The 17,458-nt window shown below is 55.3% G+C and carries 23 protein-coding genes; 18 read left to right on the top strand and 5 right to left on the bottom strand.

The window, feature by feature from the left end; all coding sequences use genetic code 11:
- Nucleotides 1–41: 41 nt before the first annotated feature.
- The 3 genes from E5161_RS06695 to E5161_RS06685 are packed head-to-tail and all read left to right on the top strand — an operon-like array spanning nucleotide 42 to nucleotide 3,357.
- Entirely contained in the window at nucleotides 42–1,313 is a 1,272-nt protein-coding gene (locus tag E5161_RS06695; RefSeq protein ID WP_136776917.1) for a 6-phospho-beta-glucosidase, read from the top strand.
- A gap of 5 nt (nucleotides 1,314–1,318) precedes the next feature.
- On the top strand, nucleotides 1,319–2,329 hold the full coding sequence (locus E5161_RS06690; protein WP_136776916.1) for an N-acetylglucosamine kinase: 1,011 nt from the start codon (nucleotides 1,319–1,321) through the stop codon (nucleotides 2,327–2,329).
- On the top strand, nucleotides 2,326–3,357 hold the full coding sequence (locus E5161_RS06685; RefSeq protein WP_136776915.1) for an SIS domain-containing protein: 1,032 nt from the start codon (nucleotides 2,326–2,328) through the stop codon (nucleotides 3,355–3,357). The genes E5161_RS06690 and E5161_RS06685 overlap by 4 nt, the downstream gene beginning before the upstream one ends.
- Here E5161_RS06685 and E5161_RS06680 read toward each other — a convergent pair.
- The gene (locus tag E5161_RS06680) at nucleotides 3,351–4,358 is read right to left on the bottom strand and encodes an LLM class flavin-dependent oxidoreductase (protein WP_136776914.1); all 1,008 of its coding nucleotides are present in this window, start codon (nucleotides 4,356–4,358) and stop codon (nucleotides 3,351–3,353) included. The genes E5161_RS06685 and E5161_RS06680 overlap by 7 nt on opposite strands.
- 152 nt (nucleotides 4,359–4,510) lie before the next feature.
- Here E5161_RS06680 and E5161_RS06675 point away from each other — a divergent pair, with 152 nt between their 5' ends.
- The 3 genes from E5161_RS06675 to E5161_RS06665 all read left to right on the top strand — a co-directional run bounded on the left by E5161_RS06675 (nucleotide 4,511) and on the right by E5161_RS06665 (nucleotide 6,290).
- Entirely contained in the window at nucleotides 4,511–5,287 is a 777-nt protein-coding gene (locus E5161_RS06675) for a phospholipase D family nuclease (RefSeq protein WP_136776913.1), read from the top strand.
- An 89-nt stretch (nucleotides 5,288–5,376) separates the two neighbouring features.
- Nucleotides 5,377–5,766, top strand: a complete 390-nt coding sequence (locus E5161_RS06670; RefSeq protein WP_136776912.1) for a phage holin family protein — start codon at nucleotides 5,377–5,379, stop codon at nucleotides 5,764–5,766.
- Between the two features lie 149 nt (nucleotides 5,767–5,915).
- Nucleotides 5,916–6,290: a cupredoxin domain-containing protein gene (locus E5161_RS06665; protein ID WP_136776911.1), complete on the top strand. Its 375-nt coding sequence runs from the start codon at nucleotides 5,916–5,918 to the stop codon at nucleotides 6,288–6,290.
- A 45-nt stretch (nucleotides 6,291–6,335) separates the two neighbouring features.
- Here E5161_RS06665 and E5161_RS06660 read toward each other — a convergent pair whose 3' ends face one another.
- Nucleotides 6,336–6,590, bottom strand: coding sequence for a hypothetical protein (locus E5161_RS06660; RefSeq protein ID WP_136776910.1), 255 nt, complete (start codon nucleotides 6,588–6,590; stop codon nucleotides 6,336–6,338).
- An 87-nt stretch (nucleotides 6,591–6,677) separates the two neighbouring features.
- Here E5161_RS06660 and E5161_RS06655 point away from each other — a divergent pair, with 87 nt between their 5' ends.
- The 4 genes from E5161_RS06655 (at nucleotide 6,678) to E5161_RS06645 (ending at nucleotide 8,337) form a co-directional block, all read left to right on the top strand.
- Nucleotides 6,678–6,965, top strand: coding sequence for a Dabb family protein (locus E5161_RS06655; RefSeq protein ID WP_136776909.1), 288 nt, complete (start codon nucleotides 6,678–6,680; stop codon nucleotides 6,963–6,965).
- Nucleotides 6,966–6,975: 10 nt separating this feature from the next.
- Nucleotides 6,976–7,113 (top strand): hypothetical protein, encoded by a 138-nt coding sequence (locus E5161_RS20715; protein WP_169306569.1) that lies wholly within the window; start codon nucleotides 6,976–6,978, stop codon nucleotides 7,111–7,113.
- 17 nt (nucleotides 7,114–7,130) lie between these two features.
- Nucleotides 7,131–7,556: a DUF86 domain-containing protein gene (locus E5161_RS06650; RefSeq protein WP_136776908.1), complete on the top strand. Its 426-nt coding sequence runs from the start codon at nucleotides 7,131–7,133 to the stop codon at nucleotides 7,554–7,556.
- A 124-nt stretch (nucleotides 7,557–7,680) separates the two neighbouring features.
- Entirely contained in the window at nucleotides 7,681–8,337 is a 657-nt protein-coding gene (locus tag E5161_RS06645; RefSeq protein WP_211246697.1) for a helix-turn-helix transcriptional regulator, read from the top strand.
- A gap of 346 nt (nucleotides 8,338–8,683) precedes the next feature.
- On the opposite strand, the gene E5161_RS06640 is transcribed toward E5161_RS06645, so the two are convergent.
- Together E5161_RS06640 and E5161_RS20710 are read right to left on the bottom strand one after the other, a co-directional pair.
- Entirely contained in the window at nucleotides 8,684–9,613 is a 930-nt protein-coding gene (locus E5161_RS06640; protein ID WP_136776907.1) for a transposase, read from the bottom strand.
- A 608-nt stretch (nucleotides 9,614–10,221) separates the two neighbouring features.
- The gene (locus E5161_RS20710) at nucleotides 10,222–10,395 is read right to left on the bottom strand and encodes a hypothetical protein (protein ID WP_169306590.1); all 174 of its coding nucleotides are present in this window, start codon (nucleotides 10,393–10,395) and stop codon (nucleotides 10,222–10,224) included.
- A 219-nt stretch (nucleotides 10,396–10,614) separates the two neighbouring features.
- On the opposite strand from E5161_RS20710, the gene E5161_RS06635 reads away from it, so the two are divergent.
- From E5161_RS06635 to E5161_RS06605, 7 genes are all read left to right on the top strand, one after another.
- Nucleotides 10,615–11,064: a hypothetical protein gene (locus E5161_RS06635; protein WP_136776906.1), complete on the top strand. Its 450-nt coding sequence runs from the start codon at nucleotides 10,615–10,617 to the stop codon at nucleotides 11,062–11,064.
- Between the two features lie 43 nt (nucleotides 11,065–11,107).
- A complete protein-coding gene (locus E5161_RS06630; RefSeq protein ID WP_136776905.1) occupies nucleotides 11,108–11,458 on the top strand; it encodes a YtxH domain-containing protein in 351 nt (116 codons plus the stop codon).
- Between the two features lie 167 nt (nucleotides 11,459–11,625).
- Complete coding sequence (racE, locus tag E5161_RS06625) at nucleotides 11,626–12,447, top strand: glutamate racemase (RefSeq protein WP_136776904.1); 822 nt, start codon at nucleotides 11,626–11,628, stop codon at nucleotides 12,445–12,447.
- 52 nt (nucleotides 12,448–12,499) lie between these two features.
- The gene (locus tag E5161_RS06620; protein ID WP_136776903.1) at nucleotides 12,500–13,711 is read left to right on the top strand and encodes a M14 family metallopeptidase; all 1,212 of its coding nucleotides are present in this window, start codon (nucleotides 12,500–12,502) and stop codon (nucleotides 13,709–13,711) included.
- Nucleotides 13,712–13,818: 107 nt separating this feature from the next.
- Nucleotides 13,819–14,088: a hypothetical protein gene (locus E5161_RS06615; RefSeq protein WP_136776902.1), complete on the top strand. Its 270-nt coding sequence runs from the start codon at nucleotides 13,819–13,821 to the stop codon at nucleotides 14,086–14,088.
- A gap of 16 nt (nucleotides 14,089–14,104) precedes the next feature.
- Nucleotides 14,105–14,407: an iron-sulfur cluster assembly accessory protein gene (locus tag E5161_RS06610; protein ID WP_136776901.1), complete on the top strand. Its 303-nt coding sequence runs from the start codon at nucleotides 14,105–14,107 to the stop codon at nucleotides 14,405–14,407.
- Between the two features lie 19 nt (nucleotides 14,408–14,426).
- Complete coding sequence (locus tag E5161_RS06605; RefSeq protein WP_136776979.1) at nucleotides 14,427–14,648, top strand: YuzB family protein; 222 nt, start codon at nucleotides 14,427–14,429, stop codon at nucleotides 14,646–14,648.
- 67 nt (nucleotides 14,649–14,715) lie between these two features.
- Here the strand turns inward: E5161_RS06605 and E5161_RS06600 are convergent, their stop codons facing one another.
- Nucleotides 14,716–16,680 (bottom strand): LTA synthase family protein, encoded by a 1,965-nt coding sequence (locus tag E5161_RS06600; RefSeq protein WP_136776900.1) that lies wholly within the window; start codon nucleotides 16,678–16,680, stop codon nucleotides 14,716–14,718.
- A gap of 145 nt (nucleotides 16,681–16,825) precedes the next feature.
- Between E5161_RS06600 and E5161_RS06595 the strand changes: the two genes are divergently transcribed.
- Nucleotides 16,826–17,458, top strand: a complete 633-nt coding sequence (locus E5161_RS06595; protein ID WP_136776899.1) for an O-methyltransferase — start codon at nucleotides 16,826–16,828, stop codon at nucleotides 17,456–17,458.

Here is a 17,458-nt window from a genome sequence, read left to right as displayed (position 1 = left end):
GCCAGCCGTACGAATGGAATAGAGACATGGGAGTGAACAGGATGAGCGGTGTAAAAGTGGCCATTATCGGAGCGGGAAGCTCGTACTCTCCGGAGCTGATCGAAGGTTTCGCCAAGCTCAAGGACCGGCTTCCGATCCGTGAAATTGTACTGATGGATATCGATGAGCAACGATTGGACATCATGCTCGGATTCAGCAAACGGTTCGCGCAGTATTTGAATTTTCCGGTCAACATTCGTGCCACGACGGATCGCCGGGATGCGATCGAAGGAGCCGCATTTGTGAATGTCCAAATTCGTGTAGGCGGGAATGCGGCCCGGATCAACGACGAGAAAATTCCGAACCGATACGGCCTGATCGGCCAAGAGACGACGGGTGCGGGCGGGTTCACCAAAGCGCTCCGCACCATTCCGGCCATGCTGGAGATCGCCCGGGACGTCGAACGTTACAGCCCGGATGCATGGATCATTAACTATACCAATCCGGCCGGTCTCGTTACGGAGGCGGTGACCAAATATTCCAAAGCGAATATGGCCGGCCTGTGCTCGGGCGGCCTGTTCCCGCGGAATTGGACGGCCAAGGCGCTCGGTGTCGATCCGGATTCGGTTCGTTACGACTTTTACGGACTGAACCATCTGAACTACGCGTGGAACATCACCGTAGACGGGCGGTCGCTCACCGACGAGGAATTCGACCTGGCGGCGGACCGGACCTGGAGTTTGGACAAAGAGATGGTGAAGCGTCTGCGGCTGCTCCCGAGCCCCTACTTGCAATATTTTTATCACAAGGGTCTAAGGGTGGCCGAGCAGCTCGAAGCTCCGCTGACTCGCGGAGAGCAGGTGCAGCTGCTCGAAAAAGAAGTGTTCGCCGCATATGCCGACCCTGAGCAGTATGAAAAACCGGCAGCGCTGGCTAAGCGGGGCGGAGGCGGCTATTCCGAAGTCGCGCTCGGCATCATGGATGCGATCTACAATGACCGCAACATGTGGGCGGTTGTAAACGTGCCTAACCGCGGGGCTGTTCCTATGATGCCGGACGACGCCGTGGTGGAGATCGCCTGCAACGTCAACAAGAACGGCATCAAGCCGTTGCCGCTGCGCGATATCCCGACAATCGGGTGGGGACTGGTCAGCGCGGTCAAAAACTACGAGCAGCTGACCGTGGAAGCGGCAGTGCACGGCGACAAAGAGAAAGCGCTGCTGGCTTTGCTCGCTCATCCGCTCGTCGGCGAATATGACATCGCCGTTCCGCTTCTGGACGATTTGCTCGAAGCGAACAAAGTGTATTTGCCGCAATTTTTCGGAAACAGGTGAGCGGGATGGAGTTTTTGCTCGGGGTCGATCAAGGATCGACCAAAACGATCGCCGTCGTCGGAGACCGGAACGGGAACATTTTTGGAATCGGCTATGCGGACGGCGCTTGCCATTCGAGCGATGGACTGGATTTGGCCATGTCCCTCGTAAAGCAGGCATGCGATCAGGCGATACTGCAAGCCGGAATTGCTCCCTCACAGGTCAGACTTCTCGTGGGCGGTCTAACAGGCGCCGACTGGGACCATGAATATCCGTTGCTCCAGGATGCCTTGATTCGGACGATGGGGATTCCTTCCGTCCACGTTCAGAACGATTGCGTGATCGCGCAGCGGGCCGGCACCGACGCGGGTCACAGCGTGGTGCTTTGCGCGGGTACGGGGTTTAATGCGGCGGTGCAAATGCCGGACGGAGGGCGCTTTATCTTCGGATACTATGTGAACGACGATGATCATGGCGGCTATGCGCTCGGTAAAGCGGCGGTCGTCGCCGTCTGCAACGCGCATGCCGGCATCGGTCCCTACACCCGGTTGACCGATGCAATTCTTGCTTATTACGGCCTTTCGTCTGTCGACGACCTGCTGTTTCGCCGGATCCATCAACAATTGGGCCCATATAAGCTGGTCGCTCCGGTTTTGTTTGACATCGTAAGCTCCGGCGATGAGGTGGCCCGCGGGATCGTGGAGAACTACGGCAGATCCATCACGCGGTATGCGTTGGCCGGTTTGCGCAAAATCGGCGATCCCGAGCTGAGGACGGATGTGGTGCTGTCGGGCAGCATTTTCAAGGCGAAAGACCGTTTGCTGCAAAAGGTGATCGGGGAAACGCTCGCGCAACAAGCTCCGCAGGCGGTTTTGGCAGATGCGCTGTATGAGCCGGTTGTGGGAGCTTATTTGTTGGGGCTTGATCGGATTCATGGCGCCAAATATGCATTGCGAAACGAGAATTTGATCGCCAGCGCAGGCCGGTTCGGTTTAATCCGGCTTCCCGCGGAGCACAAGGGGCTGCAAACCACATGAGTTCGAAAACGTTCCAAGAAATACACGGTGCTTATGACGTAAGTTTACAGTTTGCCGGAGCGAGCCGAGAGCAGCTCAACCATTGCCGTGCCGCGCTTGCTGCCTATAAGCAGCTGATCCTGATGGGAACGGGCGCCTCGCTCAACGCTTGCAAAATCGGACAGTACGCGTTTATGAAATACGGCGGGCTCATTCCGCATGTCATACCGGCATCCGATGTCGCGCTGCTCGATCGTAGTTTAGATGAAGACACCTTGGTCATCCTAGTATCGCAATCCGGTCAAAGCTACGAAACCCAGGTGGCGGTCGAGTACCTGAAAAAGCGCGGCGTCACGGTTTGGGGCATCACCAACAATGAGCATTCCGCGTTAGGAACCGGCGCAGACGAAACGCTATTGATGAATGCCGGCGAAGAAGTGAGCTCCGCGACCAAGACGTATGTGGCGACGCTGCTGATCTTATTCACTCTGGCGGCTGGTGAAGAGGCCGGATTCCCGCCTCAGTTGCGGCAGATTCCGGACGCCATCCGGGAGTCGATCCGCCGCAGCGAAGAGCGAATTTCCGAGTGGGCAGCGGCACTTGAGAAGCACGACAACTTTTATCTGCTGGGAGCAGGCGCGTTTGGCGTGACGGCTCAGCAAGGCGCGCTCGTGCTCAAAGAAAAAACCTTCCAGCATGTGGAAGGCATGTCATTGTCCGAATTCCGGCACGGAAACATTGAAGTCATCCGGCCCGGTCTGCCGATCGTCATTTTGGCGGCGGCCGACAGCGTCGACGACTCGCTGAAGCATGCGGAGCATTTGGTGTCGCTGTCCGCTCTCGTATACCTCGTGGTCGACCGCGATGTCCGGTTGCCCTCAATCTCGCAAGAACGTATCATCGTCTTGCCTGGGCAGCCTAACCAGCTGCTGGCGCAGATTTGCGCGGTGCTGCCGCTGATGCTGCTCGCGGAGAAAATCGCGGCGCTCAAAGGGCACGATATCGACGGATTCCGCTATATTTCCAAAGTAGTGGATCAATATCAATAAAGTCCCATAACGTCCGCCAAGATTTCATATGACCGCAGCCGGGCTTGGTGATCGTAAATTTGCGACGTGACGATCAGTTCGTCCGCTCCTGTTTCTTCCAGGACTCTCAGCACTTGTTCACGCACGTTGTCCGAGCTCCCGGCTGCCGTATAGCTCAGTTGCTGAAGGACGATCGCGCGCTCGTGATCCGACCACAACTCGTCCATGTTGTCCACCGGCGGACCTAACTGGCCGGTGCGGCCGCGGATTAAATTCAAAAATTGCATTTGATGAGAGGTGCGCAGCCGGCGCGCCTCTTCTTCTGTATCGGCCGCGAAAACATTTAAGCCGACCATGGCATACGGCTCCTGCAGCGTGTCCGACGGGCGGAAGTTGGTGCGGTAAATCTCGAGCGCAGGCAGTAAGTAATCCGGCGCGAAATGGCTGGCGAACGCAAACGGCAAGCCGAGCTGCCCGGCCAATTGAGCGCTGAAGCCGCTGGAACCGAGCAGCCAGATCGGGATGTCGAACCCTTCCCCTGGAACCGCCCGAACGCCGGGCACGCCGTCGCCTTGCTCAGGATTGAAGTAAGACTGCAATTCGCGGACCATTTCCGGGAAGTCGTTCCCGTCGCTGCCGAGGCCCCGGCGCAAAGCGCGCATCGTGCGCTGGTCGGAGCCTGGCGCTCTGCCCAGTCCCAAATCGATGCGGCCCGGATACAGAGACTCCAGTGTGCCGAATTGCTCGGCGATGACGAGGGGGGCGTGATTGGGCAGCATGATGCCGCCGGAGCCGACGCGGATTTTTTGGGTGCCGGCGGCGACATGGGAAATAACGAGCGACGTTGCGGAGCTCGCGATCCCCGGCATATTGTGGTGCTCGGCCAGCCAGTAGCGGTTGTAGCCCCATTTTTCCGCATGCCGGGCAAGGTCCAGCGTGTTGCGGAACGAATCGGCCGCCGTACTGCCGGCCACGATAGGCGCAAGATCCAATATAGAAACAGGAACATGACGATTGGGCATGAATTCAATTCCTCCTGACCGTTTTTTTAAACCGGTTCTGAAATTATAAGTTTTCCTTTGAGTGTTTGCAAAATCGAATGCCATTAGAACTTGCCCGGGAAACGGCCGACTGCTAGCATAAATCAGGAACATACGTTTTCGGAGGATGGAATATGAAACGTAAATTTTTGCTTTTTGCCTTATTGCCGGTTCTCGTCGCCGGCGGATGTACGCAAAAGACGGATGTCGGGCGTTCGCAAACCAGCAGCGTGGAATGGTCGTTCACCCAAGCGGGACAGCATCCGGAACGGCAGCTTGTCCAGGTGATCGATTCTGCCGAGAAAACGCTGGATATCGCCATTTACAGCTTAACGTATCCCGATATCGTGGACGCGATCAAGCAGGCCAAACGGCGCGGCGTCGAAGTTCGGCTCATCACGGATTACAGCCAATCCAAAGGGAAAACGCAAAGCGAAGCGCTGAAGCTGCTTGGCAGTGCGGGAATTCCAATCAAAATCAACAAGCACAGCGGCCTCATGCACCTGAAAATGACGATTGCGGACGGGAAAATAGGCACCACCGGCTCCTTCAATTACTCCAAAGCCGCCAGTACGGTGAACGACGAGATGCTGATTGTTTTCCGCGAGGAAGAAGCAGCGCGGTCGTTTCACGAGCAATTCGAGCGGATGTGGAACGACACGGAGAACTTCGCGGCTTTGGAAACCCGAATCGCGCAAGGAGCTCCTCAGTCGTCGGCCGAGCCGGAGGAGGAGCCCGCTGCGTCCGTGCCTGCGCCGTGCACGAATCCGCAAATCAAGGGAAATATCAACGCGAGAGGCGACAAGATTTATCATGTGCCAGGCGGTCGTTCTTACAAAGGCACGAAGGCGGAGCAAATGTTTTGCAGCGAGGAAGAGGCGGAGGCGGCAGGTTTTCGAAAAGCGCCGTAAGGAATGGCGCCAATAAGCGCATATCGCCGTTCCCCCCTTGTCCACCCCGAATATATTGCAGAAAAAGTTTTTGCGGGGAGGGAATGGACATGCAGCTTCATGCGGCAAGCGCCGTCGTCATTTTGGGGGGCGCGATCAACTTCGCCTTTGGAATTTGGCCGGAAGCGCTGACGTTATTGGTTTTTGTCATGGGCTTGGATTATATTTCCGGCGTACTCGCGGCAGTCAAGAGCGGTGACGGGCTCAACAGCAACATCGGGTTTTGGGGTTTGGCCAAAAAGGGGCTTACATTGCTCGTCATCATGTTGTCGCATCGGATCGATGTCCTGCTGGGCATGAATTTGGTGATGGGCGGAGCGATCTCGTTTTACCTGGTCAACGAGCTGTTGTCCGTGGTCGAGAATTGCGGTGAACTCGGCATCCCGATCCCGGACAACGTTCGGCGGATCGTGCAAATTTTGCGGGACAAAACCGATTGAGTTGATTTTCAGGTGGGTGCATCGTTCAACAATTTGTCAAAAGTCAAAAAAAGTTGCATGCCCTCTCCGGTTACCTGCTTGAGTTCAAACCGTCATTTTAGGTAATATAAGAGGTAGACATTTCGGATGGAGCAGGGGGAGCAGATTCAATGTACAAATGGATCATGAGTACGATCGTAACGGTCGCCTGTGCTTTGGGGGTATATTTGCTTGCTGCCGGACTTCCGCAGAAGCCGCAAGAGGAAGCGTTGCCGCCCGGCACGGAGCTGCTGAAAATTACCGCAACCAACTTTGAGTTTGATCAGAAAGAATACCATGTCAAGGCGGGCACCACGTATCAAATCAAATTTTCCAACCGGCTGGGCAGCCACGGAGCGGAATTCGTCGGATTGAATCTCAACTTGGATGGAACCCATCCGACCGCTACCTATAAGTTCGATAAACCCGGTACGTACGAAATCCACTGCTCGGTCATGTGCGGACAAGGACATGCGAACATGATCTCGAAAGTTATCGTCTCATAAAAAGGAAAAGGAGCCGATCAGGCTCCTTTTTGCCGTCAGGGTACGTTAGAGGTGCTGCCAAGTCTTGATGCGGGATACCCCCAAATCGGCCAAAAAGCCGATCACCGCCCAGGTGATCACCGTCAGCGCGTACATGACGAACACGTCGACCCGATGAATATCTCCGAACAGCTCGACGAACCAGACCGGAATGCTGAACATAAAAAACCAATGATTATGGGGATCATACCCGGAATAGTTATACAGACTTAACGCCACTGAGAACAGCGTAAAAAACAAAGTAACGCGGTAACGCCGCATGTAGGATCTTCCTTCCGCCGAGTGATGCCCGTAGTATGTGCGGACACCGCCGGAAGGATACCTAATCCGTGGAAAGGGGACAAGCTCATGATTACGCATATCGTTTTGTTTAAACTGAAAGACCGCTCACCGGAGAGCGTGGAACGCACCGCTCAGGTTCTTCGCGACATGGAGGGCAAGATCGATGTCCTGCTCTCGATCGAGGTCGGCGTCGACGTTCTGCACACGGAACGTTCTTACGACATTGCGCTGACGACCCGATTCGCCTCTATGGACGACCTCCAAGCGTACCAAGTACATCCCGTTCACCAAAAAGTGATCGGGCATATGACTGCGGCTCGCGAAAGCTCCGTCAGCGTCGATTACGTGAGCTGAGAGGGACAACATGGTGACGTTAGCGGAAAAGGTGGATATGGGCAATGGCGATTTGTTCGAAATGCTCACGTACTTAGTCGTCATACTCATCAGCGCCGTGGTCATGATTGTTTGGCTGAAACGGCGGGGCAGACGTAAACGGAAATAAAAGGGGGCCCGCGGGCCGTGTATTATGTAAATCGCGAAATTATTTCAGAGCGCCTGGCCTGCATTCCGGATGTTGTACAGGCGCTGGGACAATTGCAGGCCGATTGGACGGCTACCCTCATACAAGGTTTGGCCCAGGAACGCGCCTTGCACTTGGCGATCGAGATCACGACCGACGTCGGCAGCTCGTTGATTGACGGCTTTATAATGCGGGACGCCAGCAGCTACGAAGATATCATCGATATCATTGCCGGGGAAGGCGTTATTTCCGGAGAAGTGGCCGATCCGCTCAGACGTCTTGTCCTGCTGCGCAAACCGCTGGTACAAGACTATACGCGTTGGCCGAGAAGGGAGCTTCATCCGTTAACCTCTGAGCTGCCGCAGCTGCTGAGCAGGTTCGCATCGGAGGTCACCGCTTACTTGGATCGGGAGCTTGGCGGTTGAAAATAGGGGACTAAGCGGCAATTTACGTGCGGAGCGGATTCCGGTACAATGGGAGTCAAACAACGACTCCGTGTCGACGGCAGGCAGCAAGCGCCGGCAGACCGGTCGACCAGGAGGGATGCTCATGATGCCGCAGGAGGAGCTTTCAACCCGCAGCCAATTGTTACATATGCTTAAGGTGCAAGGGTACTGTTCCGTCAGCGATATGGCCAAGGCGATGGGCATCACGGAAATGGCGGTTCGCCGGCATATCCAGACGTTGGAGCGGGAAGGACTGCTTCGCTCCACGCTGGTCCGGCAAGCGATGGGTCGGCCCTCGTACCGATACGCGTTAACGGAATTAGCGGACGACTTGTTTCCGAAAAACTACCTCCAACTGACGCTGGATCTGCTGAACGAACTGGAAGATCAGCCGGGCGGCGACCAAATGATCGACCGAATGTTCGAAGGCCGCCGGGACAAGCTCGAAACCCGATTTCTCGAGCGGATGAAAAACCGGACGCTGGAAGACCGGGTTGCCGAGCTGTCCGCTATCCAGAACGCCGGTGGTTACATGACGGAATGGGAATCCGGCGAAGAAGCCGGCGTATATAAGCTATATGAGTACAATTGCCCGGTCGCTCAGGTGGCGAACCGCTACCGGCAAGCCTGCCAGTGCGAAAGGCAATTATTCGAACGCCTCCTCAACGCCGATGTCGAGCGCACAGAATGCCTAGCCGACGGCGGCTCCCGCTGCGCCTACGCCATTCGCCGTGAACAGACCCACTCCACCGGCTCTTGACTACACAGCCTGCCATCTAACCATCCGCACACCTCGGATGGTTTTTTATTTTATGCCCTATCCCGTTCGCTCAGGACCAGCCTGCCCCAGCACACAACACCGCACCTCCGCCGTAATCCTCGCTTTGTACCCTATCCCGTTCGCTCAGGACCAGCCTGCGTCAGCACACAACACCGCACCTCCGCCGCAATTCTCGCTTTGTACCTTATCCCATTCGCTCAGGACCAGCGCAATTCAGCAGATAGCACCGCTACGACACAATTTAGCACCGTCGCTCAGATACGCCATGAATTTTGCATTTGAGTTTTCTTGCAAACCATCAGCAAAACGAAATGCCTCACCAACCTCACCCGGCTTTCTGGAGTGCGGATTTTTTGTGACGTTGGGGCACATATTGTGCCGGGATGCGAGATGGCCGGTTGATGATTTCTGAGTAAGTTACAGTAGTTGTAACAGCACACCAGGACAGGGAAGCCTGAAACACAGACATTTTGCGCACTGTTTGATTTATTTGAAAACTGAATTGGTCGAGGTAGCTCTGTAAATGTTTAGGCCCGATTCCATGAAACACGGTATTCAACCAGCTTCCCGCAGCCCTTCCCAAACGTTTCAGCGAAGTAGAGTGTTCAAATCGAGCACGGCCGACATCAGACACCACTTCAGATACATCCATTTGAACATGGTTGCGCACAAAATTGTTTTTACCGATTTTGTTCACCGTTTTTCCAACAATTTCGGATTCGGCAACTTGTTTGATCTTTATCTGGGTGATCTGGGCATTCTCATTGAGCGAGGCACCGATCAGCAAAGGATGTTCATGTGTTTCTCGGTAAGAAGAGGAGAGGCACATTCGTCCATATAAAGAAGGCGTGAGCCGGATGAGGCCCGACAATTGCTCTTTTTCGTCGGCTCTGCTGAATGCGTTCCGGATTTTTTGGCCCATAAGCCAGGCGGTTTTGTATGTAACTCCGATCATTTCGGAAAGCTGAGTGGCAGAAATAGCAGAAGGCCGGGTGTGAAGGTACAAAGCCTGAAACCATTTGGAAAGAGGTGTGCGGCTCCCTTGCATAACGGTGCCGGCGATAATCGAAGTTTGATGCCAACAAGAGACACATTCATAAAGAGGCAGTCTGCGGCTCTGGATCGTGGAAGCTTGACTGCAGCCGCAGCGCGGGCAACGATAGCCCTCCGGCCATTTAAGGGTGAATAGAGCCTGAATACAATTTTTTTCCTTTCCATACATCATGCAAACATCTTCAAAACTTCCGATTTCCACGCCGCGCACCCCTCAAACGGAAACAATTGTTCTATTCCCAGATTACCAAACGTATGTTCTTATTTCAAGTATAAAATGGATAAAGCAACCACTTTTTTGTGAACGGCTCTACTTGCTCAGTCACCTGAGCGGAGGGGATAAGCGTTAAAGAGAGGAATCCCGTCTGAGCGAAAAGGTTAAGCGTTAAAAGAGAGGTCTCGCCATGAATCCTGATTGATGGGGATAAGCCCTAAAAGATTAATATCGTGTACGTGACCTGAGTGAAGGGGATAAGGCCAAAAGGGAGTGCCACCACGCGTGACCTGACTGAAGGGGATAAGCCCTAAAAGATTAATATCGTGTACGTAACCTGACTGAAGGGGATAAGGCTAAAAGAGTTCCACCACGCGTGACCTGAGTGAAGGGGATAAGGCCAAAAGGAGATCGCAGCGCCCCATGCTGAGTTTTGACGGTAATAACTCGCCGACGCATGGCAACGGATTGCGTAACCGATGCAGTCGGCCCAAGCACTGGAGCGCCACGAGCTTCAAGTCCATGGCCGAATATTCAGGCAGGTATATGGTGTGCACCGCATCGTCCGGAAGGACGAACTATGCCGATGTCGCGTATTATTTTCCTTTGTAGTGCCGTTTCATCATCAAAGCAACAGTCAAATTGATCAAACCTTCTCCCAGATCTTTGTCTTTGACACGCTGGAAACTTTTTAAGGCTTGATCAACCGGCAGTAACCAGCTTGGTTTGTTAGAGTGTTTTGACTTGCTTCCTTTTTTTGCTTTGCCCATAAACTTCTACCTCCTTTAGGTCCTCACTTTTATTTGATGAACAAACCAAGCGAATGGAAAGGGCTCATGAACTCCGTTGAGGCCCATTTTTAGGACAAAAATATGGACCCCAAAAATGGAGGAGACGATTTTGCCGAACCCATCCAAGCTTCCCGCCATACAATGTGATTAACCGCATGGGCATTCGCCCGGTTGACGGGTAGGTCTGGAGGGATTCGGATGGCATGGAACGTCGCGGCATACGTGTTTGCGGCGGCTGCGCTGATCGCGTCTGTTGCTTTCGCAGCGGTCATGATGCGATTGAGCCGCTCGCTGAGCCGCTGGGACCGCCTGGCGGAGGGAGTCGTCCGGAAAGCGGAAAAGGCGCTGGACGAATCGATTTCGTTCGCCAGAGAAGGCAGGGCGGCGGCTGAGTTGTGCAGAACGACAGTAGGCGGATTCGCCCGGCTGTCGGATGGGGCGCGCGCCGTGGGCGACGCGGCGGAATCCGCAGCCGAGGCGGCTGTGTACATCGCTTCGTTCTGGCGTGATCTGGCGACTTTGGGCTCCGCTCCTCCCGACGAAGAGCTGAACGGAGCCGAATCTTACTGGACGGCCATTGCCAGAACGCTCGCGGAAAACCTGCGTAAAAGCATTTTCGGGCGCGAAGACGGATCATACCGCCCGTGAACCGGGACCGAGTGCGGATCATTCGACAGGAGAGTGACAGAAAATGGCTGAGAAAAAAGCGATCAAAGCGTTTGTGTGGGGTGCGCTGACCGGCGCTGTGACAGGAGCGGTTACCGCGCTGCTGTTCGCACCGAAGCCCGGACGCGAACTGCGCAAAGATATTTCGGTGACGGCGCAGAAGGTAGGCGATAAAACCGTCGAAATCGGCCGCCAGGCCGGCAGCGCGGTGCAAACGCTGGCCAAACGCACGACGGAGTTTGCCTCCGACGCCAAACAAGCGGCCAGCCGCTTCGTCACCGACATTCGTTCCCGCAGTGCGGAGAACGCTCTTGACGAAGAATCCTCCGCCGCCGAGGAATCCAATTTTGAGGAGAAAACGGCTGCCAATTCTTAATCGAAAACGAGAAAATGTAAGCGTGCCGCCCGCTCCCGCCGGGCTGGCGCGCTTTTTGCATCCTTGAACGCTGCCCGCTTATGAGCTAAGATGTAGGTACCTTTTCAGAAAAGGCCTCATAAGGTAACATGATTTGACCTACTTAACAGACAGAAAGCGGTGTTCTCGTGCAGCAGGCGATCGCAGTCCTGGACTCCGGAGTGGGCGGACTGACCGTCGTAAAAGAGGTCATGCGCCAATTGCCCCGGGAGAAAATTGTGTATTTCGGCGACACCGCCCGTACCCCTTACGGCCCAAGACCGGCAGAAGAAGTCATTCGTTTTACCCATGAAATCGTCGACTATTTGATCCAATATCAACCGAAAATGATCGTGATCGCCTGCAATACGGCAACGGCTGTCGCGCTGGAGGACATCCGAAGCCGGGTAGACCTGCCGGTCGTAGGCGTCATCAATCCGGGCGCTCGTGCCGCCATCGGGCGCTCCAAATCCGGCGTCATCGGCGTGATCGGAACGGAAGGGACGATCCGAAGCGGCGCCTACGACTCGGCGCTCCGCAGGCTCTCCCCTCATGTTGAGGTGGTGAGCCGCGCTTGTCCGGACTTTGTGCCTTTGGTGGAAGACGGCAACTTTCGTTCGGAAGAGACGCAGCGCGTCGTGACGAACTCGTTGTCGCCTCTCCGTATGGGGGCGATGGATTGCCTCATTCTCGGCTGCACTCATTATCCGTTTTTGTCCGAGACAATCTCCGAGGTGATGGGACCGGATGTGAGTCTCATCAACTCGGCGGAAGAGACGGCTCGCGAAATCAGCACCATTTTGCAGGACAACAATCAGCTGGCGGGACGGGATGAAGTACCGGAACACGAGTTTTTCTGCAGCGGTGATATCCGCAAGTTCCAAAGCATCGCCCAGGCTTGGCTGGGGGAACGGATCCGGCTTTCGCCGGTCACTTGGCCTGTAGTCGACACAGGAGCTTCGCAGTCATAGGGAAGGGAATTCGAACATAGAGATTATCACCCGTTCGGGAGGAGGAATCCGAGTGAACACGGTGACCTATGCCGCCTGTCCCGGCGATACGCCGCGCCGAATCGCGCTTCGATTCGGCGTATCGTATGCGTCTTTAGTCGCCGTTAATCCGCAGTGGGACGAAGATCCCGCGCTGATCGACGGCGAACTTGTTTATGTGCCGATTGCCAAACCCCGGAGGTATATCGTCCGGCAAGGCGACACTTGGGAGACGATCGCCTGGAAAGCGGATTGCTCTCCCGAACTATTATGCGAAACCAACGGCCTCTCCCCGAATGCGGCGCTCACAGCCGGACAATGGCTGGAACTGCCGGCCGGGCGGTCCGGCCGGATCGTGGCCGCTGAAGCTGAATATGGTCCTATGGAGCTGTCGAAGGATATTACGCGGCTCACCGGGAAGTATCCGTTTGTGACGGCCGGAAGCATCGGCCGCAGCGTGCTGGGCAAGCCGCTGCACGCTTTGCGGATAGGCGGCGGGCCGTTTCGCTGGCATATCAACGCGGCCTGTCATGCCAACGAATGGATCACGTCGCTTCTTCTCATGCGTTTTGCGGAAGATTATGCGAACGCGTATCAAAGGAACGGAACGGTCGGCGGCAAAAGCGCCGCCGCGCTTTTCAGCCGCACAACGCTCTGGATCGTGCCGATGCTGAATCCCGACGGCGTAGAGCTCGTGCAGGACGGATTGGCGCTCAATCATCCGATGTGCCGGGAACTGCTGGAGTGGAATCGCGGCTCCAAGCGGTTCTCCGCATGGAAAGCGAATGCGCGCGGCGTCGATTTGAACGACCAGTTCCCCGCTCATTGGGAGGAAGAACAGGAGCGGCGCCGAATTCCGGGTCCCGCTCCACGCGATTACAGCGGCCCGGCTCCCCTAAGCGAGCCCGAAGCGCTCTCGTTGGCCGAGTGGACCGAGCGGATGGACTTCCACGCCGTTCTCGCGCTTCATACGCAAGGGGAAGAAATCTACTGGAACTATCGTGACCGCGAGCCTCCGCAAGCCGGAGAATGGGCCGCCAGGCTGGCGAGGGCCGGCGGCTACCGGGCTGTGCGGTTGACCGGCAGCGATGCGGGGTACAAGGATTGGTTTATCGACCGTTTTCGCCGCCCCGGATTTACGGTGGAGGCGGGATGGGGACATAACCCGCTGCCGCTCGAAGGTTTCTCCGATATTTATGACGGAGTCTCGAAGCTGCTGGCCGAAGCATTGGATTTGTCGCCCTAGCGTCATGAAATGAAACCGCCGCCGATCCGGCTGCGGTTTCATTCGGAGAGAGGCTGGGTAAACTGGGGGCAACCGCCGGAAAAGTGCCGGAAACGAAGGAGGCCCCTATGCGAAAAAAATCGCTTACCCGTCTTTGGAGCCGTTTGCCGTCCCGCGTCTGGCGCATTATGCGGGCACCGCAGGTGGCCGTAACGGACAAGCTGCTGTTTATAATCCCGGTGGTGCTGTACTGGGTATTGCCGGACTTCATGCCTTTTCTTCCGATCGACGACATCGCGGTGACGGTACTCGCGGCAGGCTGGTTCGCGCAGAGAATGGAGCGCAAATATGGTCTGGAAAACGTCCCAGGAAATCAGTACAATAAAACGAGACCATGACGGGAGTTGGAATACGATGAACTGCAAAATTACCCGCAATGCGGCGAACGTGCTTCGCCGCGAACTGGACAAGCCGGAAAACACCGGCAAAAAGCTGCGCGTCGTCATCACGCACAGCCACGGAGACCATGCCCATTATGGACTGGATTTGGGCGAACCGACCGACAAAGATGAAGTGGTACTGACGGATAAAGGGATTGATGTCATCCTAGCCCGCGGTGAAGATCTGCTGGATGGGATAAAGATCGATTATTTGTACTTCCCGCAGGAAGGTTTCGTCATTACCAATCCGAGCAAGGGCAACCATGGAGACCACTGAATCGAATAAAGGCCGTGCGATGTCCAATGACATCCGCATTTGCGACAAGTGCCGTCATATCCGGGTCAAGACGATGGTCTCCAAGCTGCAAAACATCGCGCCCGGAACCGACGTGAAAGTCGGCTGTAAATCGTATTGCGGACCGTGCTCCCGTTACGCTTTTGTTTTCGTCAACGGGCGTTACATCACCGCGCCGACGGAAGATGAAGCGGTCGAGAAAGCGTGTAAATATGTGAAATAAACGAAACGGGCCGTCCCTAGGGACAGCCCGTTTTGTTAACTTCGAGGGACTTCGATAGAAGTTTTTGTTACTGTTTTTCCGCTTCTTTCCGCAGCGCCGGGATCAAATCGTGATCCACGATCCGGTCGGAGACTTGCAGCTCCAGTCTGGCGTCTTTCGCGCCCGGCTGACAGGCTGCCGGTTCCGCGGCGGTTCCGTTCTTCATGTTGAAACAAGTTCCGCGTCCAAGGACGCCTTCGTTGTTCGGGACGAAATAAACATTCCCGTCGGTAAACCCTCCGTTGCGGAATACGACCGGCTTCGGCACCGGAGACATCATGCTGATGCCCATCTGCTGAAAGTTACCGGCCGGGATGCCGAGCAACTGCAAGATCGTCGGCGCCGTATCCATCTGGCCCACCGCTTTGTCGATCACGCCCGCATGTTCGTCGTGCGGCAGATGAATGAAGAAAGGCACTTTTTTCAGAATCGTGGCCTTTTCAAACTCCGTCACCGGACGTCCGAACAGCGTCTCATAGTCGTTCCAATCCGTGATGGAATTGTCATGATCGCCGTAAAACATGAGGATCGTGTTGTCCCACAAGCCGTTTTGCTTGAGCAGGTCCACGAGCTCGCCCATAGCCTCGTCGACATAATGGGTTGCTTGTATATAGTTGCCCAGCGTTTTACCGGTCAGCGAACCGATGTTCAAATCGTGCTTTCCGATCGTATAAGGGTGGTGACTGGACAGCGTGATCGCCATTGCATAGAACGGTTCGTGGTTCCGAGCCTTGAGCTGCTCGACCGTTTGGCGGAAAAATGACTTGTCGCCGATCGACCAACCGAGTTTTTCGTCGAGGGTGAAATCTTTGATATTGTAAAACTTGTCATACGCCATATTGTGGTACATATTGTTACGGTTCCAGAAGCTGCCGTCGTAAGCGTGGTGCACGGTCGCGCTGTATCCGTTCGCTTTTACCACTTGCGGGAGACAATCGAACGTATGGCCCGCAAAACGGATAAATACCGATCCCGAGGATACCGGATGCAGCGAGCAGCTCGTGGCGAAATCCGCGTCGGACGTACGTCCGTTGGCCGTCTGGTGATAGAAGTTCGGGAAGTAGACGCTTTGCTTGATGAGCTTGTTCAAGTTCGGCGTAATTTCCTGGCCGTTCACCTTTTGGTTCAGCAAAAACGTTTGGAATGCCTCGGCTTGTATGACCAGCACGTTTTTCCCTTTGTAGGCGCCGAAAATCGGTTCCTGCTCGGTCTGCTGCCGAAGCTTTTGCCGCTCTTTCATCCAATCTTTCGTTTCTTTCAGCTGCTCCTCCGTCAAACCCCCGCCAAGCCAGTTTTCTTTGGCGTACCGGTACAAGTCGTAACCGTGGAACCCGTACAGGCCGGTAACGTTATAGATCGGGATGTTCCACCAGTTGCCTTCGAACAAGCCCCGAGCCCAGCCGTTTTTCTGCTCGGCTACAGGCACGGCGATCAATTGGTAACCGAGCACAAACACGAGGATCGCCGTCAAAGCTTTGACCGCGATTCGGATTTTGAGCGGGCCGACCGGCTCAGGCCTGCGTTTGGGGCTATGGCGGCGGAATACGATGATGGCGATCACAATCGCAAACGGCAAGTCTGCAAAATAAAGCGCATCTTTGTAGATGATGAGACTCGAAATGCTGTCTCCGAGGGCCCCGACTTGTCCGGCCTGGAGCAGAACCGGCACGGAAATGAAATCTTTAAAATACCGGAAATAGACAAGGTCTGAGAGAATAATGCCGGACATTAAAAGGTCCACAAGGATCAGAGCGACGATTCGTGCGCGAGGTCCGAGAAAAACGGTCCAAAACGTGGCGAGAAACATGGCGCCGAGGTTGACTTCCCATTTCCAATGATTCATGCCGCCGACGTTCAAATGCCTGTCCAGATAAGCCAGCTTGAGCAGCATGCCGGCGATCATGAGCAGCGCTGCCCAGAAAGGTACATAACGTATTCCGGTCAAGGAAATGCGGACTCCGTTGCGCGCGGCCGTTTGCAGTTGTGTTAACAAAGTCGGACTCCCCTTTTTATATGTAGGAAACAAAAACTAGTATAGCCCGAATGCCAGGCGGTGAAAAGATGATATGCCCACCCATATACGATAAAATGGAAGCATATGTTGCGTTAACGGTTTATTTTCGAAGGGAGAGGTCCTGATGGACGGAAAACTCGAAGCTTACCTCGATTCTTTGTACGCAAAAGATTCCGATCTGGAGCGGGTGCTGGAGGAAATTCGAAGCCGGGGGATGCCCGAAATTTCGGTGGCGCCCGGTTACGGACGGCTGCTGACTTTGCTTGTGTCGCTGAGCCGAGCGAAGCACGTGCTCGAAATCGGAGCGCTTGGGGGATACAGCGGGATTTGTCTGCTGAGGGGCATGCCGGCTGACGGCACCTTGACTTCCCTGGAGCTCCGGGAAGATTTCGCGGCCGTTGCGCGCGCCAATGTGTCGGCCGCCGGATACGAAGACCGGCTGGAATCGATCATAGGGGACGCGTCGGCCAGTCTCACCAGGCTTACGGAAGAGGGCAGACGCTTCGATTTTTTCTTTATCGACGCGGACAAGGAGAACTATCCGCATTATTTGGAGCATGCGATCCGGCTGGCGAACCCGGGTGCGGTGATCGCCGCGGACAACATCCTGCTGCACGGCCGCACCATCGACCCCGAAAAACAGGGGCCTTCCGTGCTGGCCATGCGGGAGTTCAACCGGCGCATCGCGCAGGACCCCCGTTTGACCGGTGTGCATTTGCCTTCGTATGACGGTTTCGCGCTGGCTATGGTGAAATAA

It is taken from the genome of Cohnella pontilimi (assembly GCF_005049045.1).
GTDB classification, from domain to species: Bacteria; Bacillota; Bacilli; order Paenibacillales; family Paenibacillaceae; genus Cohnella; species Cohnella pontilimi.
Note: the sequence above shows the minus strand (reverse complement) of the source record. Positions and strands in the feature narration are given on the sequence as shown.

Excerpts from the sequence above, each read along its gene's own strand:
- E5161_RS06635 (WP_136776906.1), top strand. The coding sequence starts at position 10,615 with ATGGCATGGAACGTCGCGGCATACGTGTTTGCGGCGGCTGCGCTGATC.
- E5161_RS06690 (WP_136776916.1), top strand. The coding sequence starts at position 1,319 with ATGGAGTTTTTGCTCGGGGTCGATCAAGGATCGACCAAAACGATCGCC.
- E5161_RS06605 (WP_136776979.1), top strand. The coding sequence starts at position 14,427 with ATGTCCAATGACATCCGCATTTGCGACAAGTGCCGTCATATCCGGGTC.
- E5161_RS06680 (WP_136776914.1), bottom strand. The coding sequence starts at position 4,358 with ATGCCCAATCGTCATGTTCCTGTTTCTATATTGGATCTTGCGCCTATC.
- E5161_RS06670 (WP_136776912.1), top strand. The coding sequence starts at position 5,377 with ATGCAGCTTCATGCGGCAAGCGCCGTCGTCATTTTGGGGGGCGCGATC.
- E5161_RS06685 (WP_136776915.1), top strand. The coding sequence starts at position 2,326 with ATGAGTTCGAAAACGTTCCAAGAAATACACGGTGCTTATGACGTAAGT.
- E5161_RS06645 (WP_211246697.1), top strand. The coding sequence starts at position 7,681 with ATGATGCCGCAGGAGGAGCTTTCAACCCGCAGCCAATTGTTACATATG.
- E5161_RS06675 (WP_136776913.1), top strand. The coding sequence starts at position 4,511 with ATGAAACGTAAATTTTTGCTTTTTGCCTTATTGCCGGTTCTCGTCGCC.
- E5161_RS06665 (WP_136776911.1), top strand. The coding sequence starts at position 5,916 with ATGTACAAATGGATCATGAGTACGATCGTAACGGTCGCCTGTGCTTTG.
- E5161_RS06595 (WP_136776899.1), top strand. The coding sequence starts at position 16,826 with ATGGACGGAAAACTCGAAGCTTACCTCGATTCTTTGTACGCAAAAGAT.
- E5161_RS20715 (WP_169306569.1), top strand. The coding sequence starts at position 6,976 with ATGGTGACGTTAGCGGAAAAGGTGGATATGGGCAATGGCGATTTGTTC.
- E5161_RS06695 (WP_136776917.1), top strand. The coding sequence starts at position 42 with ATGAGCGGTGTAAAAGTGGCCATTATCGGAGCGGGAAGCTCGTACTCT.
- E5161_RS06655 (WP_136776909.1), top strand. The coding sequence starts at position 6,678 with ATGATTACGCATATCGTTTTGTTTAAACTGAAAGACCGCTCACCGGAG.
- E5161_RS20710 (WP_169306590.1), bottom strand. The coding sequence starts at position 10,395 with ATGGGCAAAGCAAAAAAAGGAAGCAAGTCAAAACACTCTAACAAACCA.
- E5161_RS06630 (WP_136776905.1), top strand. The coding sequence starts at position 11,108 with ATGGCTGAGAAAAAAGCGATCAAAGCGTTTGTGTGGGGTGCGCTGACC.
- E5161_RS06660 (WP_136776910.1), bottom strand. The coding sequence starts at position 6,590 with ATGCGGCGTTACCGCGTTACTTTGTTTTTTACGCTGTTCTCAGTGGCG.
- E5161_RS06615 (WP_136776902.1), top strand. The coding sequence starts at position 13,819 with ATGCGAAAAAAATCGCTTACCCGTCTTTGGAGCCGTTTGCCGTCCCGC.
- E5161_RS06610 (WP_136776901.1), top strand. The coding sequence starts at position 14,105 with ATGAACTGCAAAATTACCCGCAATGCGGCGAACGTGCTTCGCCGCGAA.